Origin of the sequence: Pseudoalteromonas sp. SG43-8, from assembly GCF_014164245.1 — a bacterium.
In the GTDB taxonomy this organism is placed as follows: domain Bacteria; phylum Pseudomonadota; class Gammaproteobacteria; order Enterobacterales; family Alteromonadaceae; genus Pseudoalteromonas; species Pseudoalteromonas distincta.
The window spans coordinates 450,611-462,558 of the sequence record NZ_JACJEX010000001.1; the positions used below are offsets into that span (position 1 = coordinate 450,611).

Annotated in this window: 11 protein-coding genes; 3 read left to right on the plus strand and 8 right to left on the minus strand. The window is 38.9% G+C overall.

What is annotated here, in order from left to right; all coding sequences use genetic code 11:
- The first annotated feature begins 81 nt into the window (after positions 1-81).
- The gene (locus tag H5122_RS02050; RefSeq protein ID WP_182681133.1) at positions 82-1,356 is read left to right on the plus strand and encodes a sugar MFS transporter; all 1,275 of its coding nucleotides are present in this window, start codon (positions 82-84) and stop codon (positions 1,354-1,356) included.
- Entirely contained in the window at positions 1,356-3,908 is a 2,553-nt protein-coding gene (locus H5122_RS02055) for an exo 1,3/1,4-beta-D-glucan glucohydrolase (RefSeq protein WP_182681134.1), read from the plus strand. Before H5122_RS02050 ends, H5122_RS02055 begins: the two co-directional genes overlap by 1 nt.
- Before the next feature lie 134 nt (positions 3,909-4,042).
- Here the strand turns inward: H5122_RS02055 and H5122_RS02060 are convergent, their stop codons facing one another.
- Complete coding sequence (locus H5122_RS02060; RefSeq protein WP_182681135.1) at positions 4,043-5,206, minus strand: GGDEF domain-containing protein; 1,164 nt, start codon at positions 5,204-5,206, stop codon at positions 4,043-4,045.
- A 154-nt stretch (positions 5,207-5,360) separates the two neighbouring features.
- Complete coding sequence (locus H5122_RS02065) at positions 5,361-6,251, minus strand: TIGR01777 family oxidoreductase (RefSeq protein ID WP_182672217.1); 891 nt, start codon at positions 6,249-6,251, stop codon at positions 5,361-5,363.
- A 170-nt stretch (positions 6,252-6,421) separates the two neighbouring features.
- Between H5122_RS02065 and H5122_RS02070 the strand changes: the two genes are divergently transcribed.
- Positions 6,422-7,459 carry an AI-2E family transporter gene (locus tag H5122_RS02070; protein WP_182672216.1) on the plus strand — a complete coding sequence of 346 codons (1,038 nt, stop codon included), beginning with the start codon at positions 6,422-6,424 and terminating at the stop codon, positions 7,457-7,459.
- 69 nt (positions 7,460-7,528) lie between these two features.
- Here H5122_RS02070 and H5122_RS02075 read toward each other — a convergent pair whose 3' ends face one another.
- The 6 genes from H5122_RS02075 to H5122_RS02100 form a co-directional block, all read right to left on the minus strand.
- Entirely contained in the window at positions 7,529-8,608 is a 1,080-nt protein-coding gene (locus H5122_RS02075; protein ID WP_182681136.1) for an FAD-dependent oxidoreductase, read from the minus strand.
- Between the two features lie 119 nt (positions 8,609-8,727).
- The gene (locus H5122_RS02080; protein WP_182681137.1) at positions 8,728-9,138 is read right to left on the minus strand and encodes a hypothetical protein; all 411 of its coding nucleotides are present in this window, start codon (positions 9,136-9,138) and stop codon (positions 8,728-8,730) included.
- On the minus strand, positions 9,125-10,462 hold the full coding sequence (locus H5122_RS02085; RefSeq protein WP_182681138.1) for an ATP-binding protein: 1,338 nt from the start codon (positions 10,460-10,462) through the stop codon (positions 9,125-9,127). Before H5122_RS02085 ends, H5122_RS02080 begins: the two co-directional genes overlap by 14 nt.
- Positions 10,456-11,130, minus strand: a complete 675-nt coding sequence (locus H5122_RS02090; protein ID WP_002959806.1) for a response regulator transcription factor — start codon at positions 11,128-11,130, stop codon at positions 10,456-10,458. Before H5122_RS02090 ends, H5122_RS02085 begins: the two co-directional genes overlap by 7 nt.
- 3 nt (positions 11,131-11,133) lie before the next feature.
- Positions 11,134-11,391 carry a PepSY domain-containing protein gene (locus H5122_RS02095; protein ID WP_002959808.1) on the minus strand — a complete coding sequence of 86 codons (258 nt, stop codon included), beginning with the start codon at positions 11,389-11,391 and terminating at the stop codon, positions 11,134-11,136.
- A gap of 162 nt (positions 11,392-11,553) precedes the next feature.
- The gene (locus H5122_RS02100; RefSeq protein WP_182673448.1) at positions 11,554-11,856 is read right to left on the minus strand and encodes a YciI family protein; all 303 of its coding nucleotides are present in this window, start codon (positions 11,854-11,856) and stop codon (positions 11,554-11,556) included.
- Between the last annotated feature and the right edge of the window lie 92 nt (positions 11,857-11,948).

Sequence of the window (11,948 nt, forward strand, 5' to 3'; positions counted from 1 at the left end):
TTCTGGATGGTTTAAAGACAGCTGAAAACTAAAACAGGGCAGCTTAAGAATAGATTTATAATAATAAAATACGGAGAACACATGGCAAGTTCAGCACCAGTGACAACACACACACAGTCGCAAAACTATCAGGATAAAAATTACAGTTTTGCATTAACTTCTCTAACAACATTATTTTTTATGTGGGGATTTATAACCTGCTTAAATGATATTTTAATCCCACACTTAAAAGCCGTATTTAACTTAACGTATGTACAAGCCATGTTGGTTCAGTTTTGCTTTTTTGGCGCTTACTTTTTAATGTCACTTCCAAGTGGTTATATAGTTAAAAAGGTGGGCTATAAAAAAGGCATCGTGATTGGATTATTAATTGCAGCAGCCGGGTGTATATTATTTTACCCAGCAGCGTCTTTACATAGTTACCCTGTATTTTTATTCGCTTTATTTGTACTTGCCAGCGGCATAACGTTATTGCAAGTATCTGCTAATCCTTACGTAAGTTTGTTGGGCTCACCAAAAACTGCATCGTCTCGACTTACGCTTACCCAAGCTTTTAATGCATTAGGTACTACTGTTGCGCCATCATTTGGTGCTCTGTTAATTCTAGACTCAGCGTCAGAAGCCTTTTTAACACCGGCTCAAAATGCAGAGTCAGTTCAACTTCCTTACCTCCTTTTAGCTGCAATGCTGATTTTACTAGCCGGTATTTTTGCTTGGCTTAAATTACCAGACATTATGAGCGAGCAAAAAGCAGAAGCCGAAAAATCAGAAGCAATTGAAGGCAGTGCTTGGCAGTATCGCCATCTTGTATTAGGTGCTGTGGGTATATTTATGTATGTAGGCGCCGAAGTGGCAATTGGTAGCTTTTTAGTAAGCTTTTTAGCACAAGAAAATATAGCAGGGCTAAAAGAGAATGTTGCAGCTCATTACATCACTTATTATTTTGGTGGTGCTATGGTTGGGCGTTTTATTGGTGCTGCTGTAATGCAAAAACTACCCGCGGGTAAAGTACTCGGCTTTAACGCAACCATGGCTATTATTTTAGTCATTATTGCCATGAGCACGTCGGGGCAATTAGCAATGTGGTCAATACTATTGGTTGGTTTATTCAATTCTATTATGTTCCCAACTATTTTTAGTTTAGCGTTAAATGGACTTGGTAAGCATACCGCTCAAGGCTCTGGTATTTTGTGTTTGGCGATTGTAGGTGGTGCAATAGTGCCACTTTTGCAAGGTGCGCTTGCTGATAGTGTGGGTGTTCAACTTTCGTATGTTTTACCTATTTTATGTTACATATTTATTGTTTTTTACGGCCTACGAGGCAGCAAACCAGTATTAGTGAAGGAGCCATTATAATGAAAACGACTTTTAAACTTAATGCATTAGCAATTGCAACGTTAGTAGGAAGTGTTACTGCACTAAGCGGATGTACTAACGAAAGCAATGTTGAAAAAGTAAATGTTGAAGCGCAATCAAAGCTTGAGAAAATTTGGCCAAAGCTTTCAATTGCAGTGAAAAAAGACCCTGCTATTGAAGCTCAAATTGTCACGTTTTTAGAAAATATGACGCTTGAGCAAAAAGTAGCGCAAATGATTCAACCAGAAATTCGTGATATTACCGTTGAAGACATGCGTAAATATGGTTTTGGCTCTTACCTTAATGGCGGTGGTGCTTTTCCTAATGGCGATAAGCATGCAACACCAGAGGATTGGGTTGCACTTGCAGAAAAAATGTATCAAGCATCTATTGATGACTCAGTGGATGGCAGCAAAATTCCGACTATGTGGGGCACCGATGCAGTACATGGTCATAATAACGTAATTGGCGCGACACTTTTTCCACATAATATTGGTTTAGGCGCAGCTAATAACCCCGATTTAATAGAGCAAATAGCGTCTATTACCGCAGTAGAAGTAATGGCTACGGGGATAGATTGGGTATTTGCACCTACTGTAGCAGTAGTACGAGACGACCGATGGGGCAGAACGTACGAAGGCTATTCTGAGGATCCAAAAATTGTTCACGATTACTCAGCAGCGATTGTAAATGGATTGCAAGGTAAAGCCGATGGCGATTTTTTAAGTGATAAGCGCGTTATTAGCACGGTTAAGCATTTTATTGGCGATGGCGGCACCGTTGATGGGGATGATCAGGGAAATAATATAGACAGCGAGCAATCGCTATTTGATATTCATGCTCAAGGTTACGTAGGTGGTTTGTCGGCGGGTAGTCAATCTGTTATGGCGTCTTTTAATAGCTGGAATGGCGTTAAAAATCACGGCAATAAATACTTACTTACAGATGTATTAAAAACACGTATGGGTTTTGATGGTTTTGTAGTGGGAGATTGGAACGGCCATGGGCAAATTAAAGGCTGTACTAACGAAAGCTGCCCAGAAGCGGTAAATGCTGGCCTTGATATTTTTATGGTGCCAACAGGCGCGTGGAAGCCGCTATATGAAAATACAATTGCACAAGTAAAAGCAGGTAAAATAAGTATGAGCCGCATTGATGATGCGGTTGCACGTATATTACGCGTTAAGTTACGCGCTGGGTTATTTGATAAACCAAGTCCGGCTAAGCGTCTTTACTCGGGTAAAACAGAGCTTATTGGCGCGCAAGCGCATCGCGAAGTAGCACGCCAAGCTGTGCGCGAATCGCTTGTATTACTTAAAAATAAAAATAACCTATTACCTATCGCAGTTAATCAACGCGTGCTTGTTGCAGGTGATGGTGCCGATAACATAGGCAAACAGTCGGGTGGTTGGAGTATTACGTGGCAGGGAACCAATAACAAAAATGCAGATTTCCCAGGAGCAACGTCAATTTACAAAGGGCTTGAAGAGCAAATATCTGCAGCAGGTGGAAGTGTTACTTTAAGTGCTGATGGTACTTTTGAACAGCGTCCTGATGTTGCCATTGTCGTATTTGGTGAGGAACCTTACGCAGAAGGGCACGGCGATAAAGATAACCTTGAATTTGAGCGCGGAAATAAAAAGTCATTAGCACTTTTAAGCTCGTTAAAAGAGCAAGGCATTCCTGTTGTATCTGTGTTTATTTCAGGTCGACCTATGTGGGTGAACAGCGAACTTAACGCATCTGATGCGTTTGTGGCTGCTTGGTTACCAGGTACAGAAGGTGCGGGTATTGCTGATGTGTTATTAAAAGCGGCAGACGGCACCATCCAAAATAACTTTAAAGGTAAGCTATCGTTTTCTTGGCCTAAATCGGCGGTACAAACTGCGGTTAATAAAGGCGATGAAAATTACGATCCATTACTTCCTTATGGTTTTGGTTTAACGTATGGCGATAAAAACGTGCTAGCTGACGACCTTGATGAAGACTCTAAACTTGATAACTCAGGGCTTACAAGTATGGATATACTTGTTGGTGCACCTGTAGCACCATGGCGCTTATTGTTAAAATCGGGCGATGAGCTTTTAGATGTATCGAGTAGTACCCATGAATTTGGTGCAATTAAATACCGTACTGAGGACAAAACAGTACAAGAAGACGCGCGCCAATTTAACTTCAGCGGTGCAGAAAAAGCCAGTGCTGAAATAGTAACAAGCTTTGCAGAAGATACCATTGCCTACGTTGAAGCAAACAGTGTGATTAGCTTTGATATTAAATTAAACGAAGCACTCACGAGCGATGTAGCCCTTGCCATGACTTGTTCTGGTGAGTGTGGTGCAAGCATTGATTTAGCAAACGTCGTGGATAAAACTATTGAAAATAAATGGCAGTCAGTATCAATCGATTTAGGTTGTTTTGCTGATAAGGGTGTTAATTTTGCAAACCTAACAAGCCCATTTAGCTTACGCAGCAATGGTAAAGCATCAATTTCTGTAGCTAATATTCAGTTTGTACCAAATAAGGCGGACGAGGCTACACTTTCTTGTAGGTAGTTTACAAACTCTATTGTGTGTATACCAAAGCCCTTCGAATGAAGGGCTTTTTTTATGGATAGATGTTAGCTAGATAAAATATGGTATTTTGAATATAGTTGTTTTTAATGCGCTTATAAGTCACTTAAAAGCAATTAACTTTTAGTGAGTAAGTTTTTTTCATCAAAGGTTACTACTTTGTCTCGGCCTGTTTCTTTAGCTAAGTAAAGGCGTTTATCAGCATAAGCGAGCAGCTCTTTTATAGTTGCATTCCCATTAATTGCATTACTTACCCCAGCGCTTACGGAAAGTTTTATATGCTGATTTTCATGATAAAAAGCTTGAGTGCTTATATTCTTTCTTAATAGCTCAGCATCACTTTTTGCTGCACTAAGGGTGTAATCAGGTAGTAAAATGGCAAATTCTTCTCCGCCAATTCTGGCACTAATACCTACATTTAAAAATTGCTCTTTAATAAAGTGAGATATCCACTTAATTGCGTGGTCGCCCGCTTCGTGACCAAACTGATCGTTTACACGTTTAAAAAAATCTATATCGAGCAAAATAACAGACACATTTTTGTCTATATTTTTAGGATCACTTAGTGCTTCTTTACTTTTTGTAAAAAAGCCACGGCGATTAAGTAATTGGCTTAAAGTATCGGTGTTAGCAAGGCTTGAAAGTGTATGCTCTGTATTAGAGGCCAGCAGGTATGGCAATATTAGTGCGCTACAAGTGGCCAAAATTAAATGGCTACTTAAGATAAGTTTCAGTGGCTCTATGTAGTTTGGCGAATTAGTACTAAAAATAGATATTGCCAACAGTGTTGTTTGTATAAGCATTAAAATGCTGTGAATTGAAAAACAAACTATAAGCGCTTTTTTTTGCAAAGTGGCTACAAAGTTCATCTGCTTAATAATATATGCGGAATATAGGTATAAAACCGAAATAATTAAGCTTGTCAGCATTTGCCCTGCAGGGTCTGAATATATGGGTAATAAAGCAACCCCCGTTAATCCAAGGAGACAATACAGAGGTTTTAAGTTTAGTGCCTTACTGTGCTTATATTTATGTAAGCCAAAAATAATTAACAATGGACTTAGTAATATAAAAATATCAGCTAAATAGTGGGTAATAAAAGGCGCGTCTATTACTAACTTTAAACAGGCAAGTAACTCGGCAAATGCAAAGGTAATGCACGCTAGGCCAAATAATAAAAATGATGTTTGTTTTTTAAAGTTATGTACGGATAAAAAAAACAAGCCTATTAATACGTTAAGAATAAAAGAGAGACTGATCACAGTAGGCAGGTGTAGCATTTAAAATTCTCTTTTATTAAAGATAGGCGTGGTTGGCGTGGAAAACGTGCTGATTATTATGTATTAATGTTTAAAGGTCAATATGGGTAAAAAGTAGTAATTTACCCATGCATCTAATTTGAGGGGATTTTAACTGAACGAATATTAACGCCCGCTAAACCAAGCTCTCTAAAGCCGATTTTATATCAGGGTGATGAAAACGATAATTATGAACGAGTGCCTTTTTAGGGACTACAAATTGCCCCGTTGTTAGTAAGTCTGACATTTCACCCATTAATAGTTTAAGTACTGGGGTTGGCATAGTGATAAATGCAGGTCGAGAGAGCGCCTCGCCTAAGCTTTTACTAAATTGAGCATTGCTTACAGGGTTGGGTGCTGTTGCGTTAACAGGGCCTGATATTTCTGGGTGTTTAATAATAAAGAGTATTAGCTGAATCATATCGTCGATGTGTATCCAAGACATGCCTTGCTCGCCATTACCAATCGGGCCACCCAAGCATAATTTAAAAGCAGGCAACATTTTTCCAAGTGCACCTCCTTTTTTAGCTAAAACAATACCCGTTCGCAAAAGACATACTCTGGTTTGTTCTGATTGGGCGAGTAGTGCTGCATTTTCCCAGTCTTTACAAAGCTGGTGGCTAAATTCATCGTGTGGGCGTTCAAAAGTTTCATCAATAGGATTACTATTTTGTCGACCATAAAAACCAATTGCACTGCCAGATATAAAAGTATGCGGGGGTATACTACAGGCTTTAATAGCTTCACTAATTTGCTGTGTAATATCAATACGACTGTTTCGTATTATTTGCTTTTGTTTGTCGCTCCAGCGTTTATTTACAATCGGCTCGCCAGCGAGATTAATAACGATATCAACAGTGTTAAAGTCAACATCACTAATGTCACTTACGGCTTTAACTTTGTGGCCTAATAATACGTTTGCTTTAGTTGGATTGCGGCTAAGTACAGTAACAGTATTATGATGAAGTAAAAAAGGGCATAAGTGCTTACCAATTAATCCGGTCGCGCCAGTTATAAATATATGCATTATTCATCCTTACAATAAAATAGAAGCAAGTGATTAAAAAACATACTCGCTAGCAAACAGCTTTGCAAATTTATACGTAAAACAGGCTTTTATGATCACTTCGTAATTATTTCATTTAATTACCTTTTGCCTTACACTGGGACGATATAGTTAATAAAAGGATTAATAAATTGGCAAGTTTAACTGGAGTAAATAAAAGCTTAATAGTTTTTGCTTCCTTAGTAGTGGTCCTCGCTGGAATAAAAGCCGCGAGTGTAATTATTATTCCGTTTATTTTGGCGGCATTTATTGCCATTATTTGTAACCCGCTTATCAAGTTTTTTGCGCGCTACAAAATTCCTAAAGGCATTGCTGTTATGTTGGTCGTGCTGATTATAGTTGGCTTAGGGGTAAGCCTTGGCGGGCTTGTAGGGCAATCTATCAACGATTTTTCTCAGCAGCTTCCTGAGTATAAAACACAACTTAAAGAAGAATTTGTGTGGCTGGTCGATTTAGCATCTCAATACAACATACTGATCAATAAAGATCAGTTAATTAATATGTTCGACCCTGGCAAAATGGTTGATGTGGCCACTAATATGCTCACAGGATTAGGTGGCGTAATGGCAAACATGTTTTTAATTATTTTAACGGTTGTTTTTATGCTGTTTGAAGGGCCAATGTTGAGCAAGAAAATACATATGGCACTTGAAGACCCTGATAGTAAAATGAAGCAAATTGACCGCTTTTTAGAATCTATTAATTCATACTTGGCAATTAAAACGCTAGTAAGTTTAGGGACGGGTATTATTGCTGCGTTTTACTTATGGATTTTAGACGTTGACTACTTTGTGCTTTGGGGCGTGTTGGCATTTATGTTCAATTACATTCCAAATATAGGTTCAATTATTGCGGCTGTACCAGCTGTATTACTTGCCCTTATTACTCAAGGCCCATTAGTGGCAGGACTTGTTGCTGCAGGGTATTTAACAATAAATACGATAATGGGTAATATTGTAGAGCCTAAATTTTTGGGTAAAGGGCTGGGTCTTTCAACGTTAGTGGTGTTTTTATCATTAATATTTTGGGGCTGGTTATTAGGTACTGTGGGTATGCTTTTATCTGTACCATTAACAATGATTGTAAAAATAGCCCTAGAAGCCAGTGCAGAGGGCAAGTGGGTTGCCACTTTACTGGGCAGTGGTGAAGACGTTACTAAAAATAACTAACATTTATAACCATCAAGGGCTGTAAAATTAAAACCCTTGATGGTTAAGTTATCAATAAATACAGGGCTATTAATTAATAAACGATTTAATAGCGTCATCCACTGCGTTTATTGCGCCTTCTAAATACCCTGCTTCTTGTTTTGCAAACTCACTCGCTACAAAATGAATGTTGAGGTTACTTAATTGCTCTTCCAAGTTTGAAAAATCAAATTCTGGGTGCTGTGAAGGCTGAGTTTGATCGTCCCTATTAGCTACAAATTTATCCTCTGCCCAGTCTTTAATAAAGTATCCGGTTGCCTTTCCAGCATCCTTACCATAAAAGTAGCTGAGCTGTTGGGCACAGGCTTGAATTAATTGCTCTTGAGTTACTTGGTTTCGTGATAAGTAGGGCACACCTATAAAGCCAAATAATGCGGCGTAATTACTATCCTCAGCACTGGCATCGTGAATCTCGACCATAGGGCCTACGCGACTAAAGCATTGCCCAGATAAGTTTTTATCACGCCAAAATGCATGTTCAAAAGTAGCTATAAATTTGGCTTGTCCTGCCATCCATGTAGGTACACTACTGAGGCGGTTTATGAGTGTTGGATTCGCCCATAGTTCAGGTGTTAAATGCGTTGTAACCATACGAGGAGGAATTGCTGAAATTAATTTGCCAGTAGTAAAGTGCTTTATATTACCTAAGTGATTAACCGTAATTTGCCAGCTATTATCGCTCTTTTTAAGCTCAGTGACATTGTGATCTACCAACACTGAATCGGGATTAAGTTGCTCATACAAGGCAGTTATTAAGGTATTCATGCCGTGTTTGAGTCTAAATAATTGCATATCTCCAGCACCTGCAATTTGTTGAGGTTGCCTGGAGTTAGGTGCTTGATATAACACATCACCTTTGTTGTATTGCTCAAATATACTTAAGTGGAGTGACTTTACTAGCGCTTGAATTTTTGGCTGATGGGGAAATATCCACGTAGGGCCTAAATCAAAACTAATATCGTTATTTATTTGTGATTGCGCGGCAAAAATTCTACCACCCAATTGCGATTTAGCTTCTAGCAATAAGTAAGGAATATTAAGTATTTGCAACTTGTATGCACTGTATAAGCCAGCAAGTCCGCCACCTATAATAATTACTGGTTTAGTCATTTGTTAACTCATTAGTTTTTTAGCAATCTACTAGTAGATAGTTTGTTTTGATACAAATAAATTGTCAAGTAGGCTGGAGAGAGCTGCAAACGCAACTAATTGGGTTTGCTTAAGTTACGTTAAAATGGGTGTTTTAGTGATTCCGTAAATTGATTTATAAGCTCAATTTCACAGAGTTTATAGCTAATGGCTGCTGTTGTCGCATTAGGTAGTTTTATTAAGTAACGCCATTGGCAGGCGCTCTCAAGGTACTTTTCATTATTTTTAATGCTGCGCATAAATAACGGTAACACTTGCGTATTGCCTGTGCTTTCTTGTGATTTAGTTAGCTCATATTTACGCTTTTGTATCCAACTGCCTTGTGCTTGCTTTGCTTTATCAATCTGGGTGTCTAAGCATTGAATATACCGCTTAGCTTCATCGGTTGTTGCTTTAGCAGCTAAAGTACATGCTTCATCTGCAAAGCTGTACTGGCTCGTAGCTAATAACACAATGGCAGTTAGTTGTAATAAATGGTTACTTTTTGTCATTGTAATTAAACTCTAAAATAAATTGAGCGCCACTTAAGTTATCAGCTTCTGTAATGGTGAGTGTACCGCGATAGGACTTAACTAAGTCAGATACAATTGCCATGCCTACGCCATGTCCGCTTTCGTATGTATCCAGACGAGTACCCCGTGTAAGTAAAGATTCACGTTTGTCCTCTGGTACGCCAGGGCCATCATCGCTAATTCCAATACACAAAGTTTTACTTTGAATAACTTGTATTGCTACTTGTGAGCGACACGCTTTACAGGCGTTATCAATCAGGTTGCCAAGTAATTCCATTAAATCTGTTTGGTCACCTAAAAAGTAATCTTTTTCGGTTACGGTGCAGGTAAAAATAATATCTTTATCACGGTACACTTTTGCCATAGCACTGAGTATTGAATCGAGTACTGGCTTAATAGGTGTTTGTTTTTTCCAGGTGTCTGATGCACCGGTTGCAGCACGCTTTAATTGGTGCTCGATCATCACATTAATTCGGTCGAGTTGTTCTTGTGCATCAGCATCGTTTGCCAATGGACTTGATTTAAGTACCGCAAGCGGTGTTTTAAGTGCATGAGCAAGGTCGCTTAATGAGGCTCTGTAACGCTCTTTTTGGCGTTGTTGAGACTCAAGTAGCAAGTTCAGGTCTGCTTTTATTGTTTGCAGTTCTACAGGGTAGAGGCCTTTAATCTCTTGAATATCACCCGATTCAATTGCTTTTATTTCTTTATCGAGTCGTTGGAGTGGGCGAGCGCTCCAAATAAAACCAATCGCCATAAGGCCTGCAATTGCAATGCCCATGATAAACATCCAATCTACAAGGGTTTGCTTAAAGCCATCCATTAAACGAAGTAGAGCGTCATTACGTTTAACTAATATAAAGCGAGCTTGTTCTGATTGATCTATGTTATTTAAAATTACAGTCAGGCTAAGTTGCCAGTACGCGGTGTTATTATACTCCACGCGCCTGAAATCGGCAGCACCGGCTTTGGTTTCTATTTGCTCTGGTACATAGTTTAAATTTACAGCCGATTCTGAGTTCCAAACAGGATCATCATCTCGGTAAATCATTGCGTAGGTATCTGAATTTAATCTGTTTAACTCAGGCGCTAAAATAGTGCTGGGCATAATAATACCATGCTCAGTAAAGTCGACTTCAGATATTAGCGAGTAAAGCTGTGCTTCGAGAGTTTTTTCAGTCGCATCAACAAGTGAAGCGTAATACGCTTTGCCAATCGAATAAAATAAGATAGGGAGTGCGACTAATAAAACAAAGACAAGGATAAATCCTTGCCTTATTTTTAACGATATTTGCGGTATTACCACTGGCTTTTAAGCCTGTAACCACGCCCACGTAGTGTCTCTACTGGGTTTAGCACACCATCAGGGTCAAGCTTTTTACGCAAACGTAGTACAAATACTTCAATTACGTTTGAATCAAGATCGAAATCTTGGTCGTAAATATGCTCAGTAAGTTCTGATTTAGAAATTACTTTTTGCGGATTTACCATTAAGTATTCAAGTACTTTATACTCGTAAGCTGTAAGGCTAAGCTCTTTATCATCAACCCATACTTGTTGAGAACGTGTATGAATTTTAATTGGGCCCGCAGTCATTTCTGGATTTGCTTTACCAGCACTGCGACGAATTAATGCATTACAACGTGCAATAAGTTCTTCAACATGAAATGGTTTGGTAAGGTAGTCATCAGCACCTGCATCTAAACCTTCTACTTTATCCTGCCAGCGATCGCGCGCTGTTAAGATTAAAATAGGAATAGTAATGCCTTGTGCTCGTGCTTTATTGATTAGCTCAATACCGTCTATTTTAGGTAAACCTAAATCAACTACGGCCATATCAAGCGGGTATTCTGTAATGTGGAAAAGACCTGCTTCACCATCGTGACATAAATCCACGCTGTAACGTTCTTTTTCTAAAGCATTACGTAGGTTATCTGCTAAATGTAAATCGTCTTCAATAACTAAAATTCGCATTTGTTAATCCTTTTTCACTTCGCCGGTTTTTTTATTTATATGTAAATCAACGACGTGGCCGTCAGATTTGAGTATTCGTACGGTATAAAAATCTGTTTTTTCGGTAATTTTTAAGGTCTTACCGCCTATTGTTTTCTTTGCAAGTATTACGGCTTTCTTTTTGTCCACCTCAGCATGAGATGCTTGGGTGGCCGTCGCTGCTTGAGCAAAGTTAGCTAAGCTAACACAAGCAATAAAACCGAGGCTTAATAATACGCGCATAATGGAAAACTCCTAGACCAGACCCACTTAGTTTAATTAACTAAGTTACTAAAATTCAAGTAAAAACGCTAAATTCGCTTTTATCTCGGTAATTTTAATTAAAATCTTGTGAACAAACCCTGAATTACAGTGCAACGCTCGCTCTCAGGGTTTAATACACTTTTAAGCAGGGAACACTTTTTTGAAAGGTTTAACAACTGTATTTTCATAGATGCCAGCGGCAACGTAAGGGTCAGCTGTTGCCCATTCTCGAGCGGCTTCAATTGATTCGAACTCAGCTACAACTAATGAACCGGTAAAACCTGCTTCTTGAGGATCTTCACTATCGACTGCCGGAAACGGACCTGCGGTAAGTAAACGGTTTTGAGAATCAAGCTCACTAAGGCGCGCTAAATGTGCAGGGCGTGCTGCTTTTCTGAGCTCTAAGCTATTTTCAACGTCTGTTGAATGAATCATGTACAACATAAGTAATCTCATAAAAATTGTTAAATTTGATTAACGCAATACTACCACAGCGTTGAAAATTGGTGAATTAAAAGCGTATTTACACAGGTTTA

Bases quoted from the DNA above. Each gene is read 5' to 3' on its own strand.
- H5122_RS02090 (WP_002959806.1), bottom strand. From the start codon at position 11,130: ATGCGAATTTTAGTTATTGAAGACGATTTACATTTAGCAGATAACCTA.
- H5122_RS02055 (WP_182681134.1), top strand. From the start codon at position 1,356: ATGAAAACGACTTTTAAACTTAATGCATTAGCAATTGCAACGTTAGTA.
- H5122_RS02100 (WP_182673448.1), bottom strand. From the start codon at position 11,856: ATGTTGTACATGATTCATTCAACAGACGTTGAAAATAGCTTAGAGCTC.
- H5122_RS02080 (WP_182681137.1), bottom strand. From the start codon at position 9,138: ATGACAAAAAGTAACCATTTATTACAACTAACTGCCATTGTGTTATTA.
- H5122_RS02060 (WP_182681135.1), bottom strand. From the start codon at position 5,206: ATGCTACACCTGCCTACTGTGATCAGTCTCTCTTTTATTCTTAACGTA.
- H5122_RS02075 (WP_182681136.1), bottom strand. From the start codon at position 8,608: ATGACTAAACCAGTAATTATTATAGGTGGCGGACTTGCTGGCTTATAC.
- H5122_RS02050 (WP_182681133.1), top strand. From the start codon at position 82: ATGGCAAGTTCAGCACCAGTGACAACACACACACAGTCGCAAAACTAT.
- H5122_RS02095 (WP_002959808.1), bottom strand. From the start codon at position 11,391: ATGCGCGTATTATTAAGCCTCGGTTTTATTGCTTGTGTTAGCTTAGCT.
- H5122_RS02065 (WP_182672217.1), bottom strand. From the start codon at position 6,251: ATGCATATATTTATAACTGGCGCGACCGGATTAATTGGTAAGCACTTA.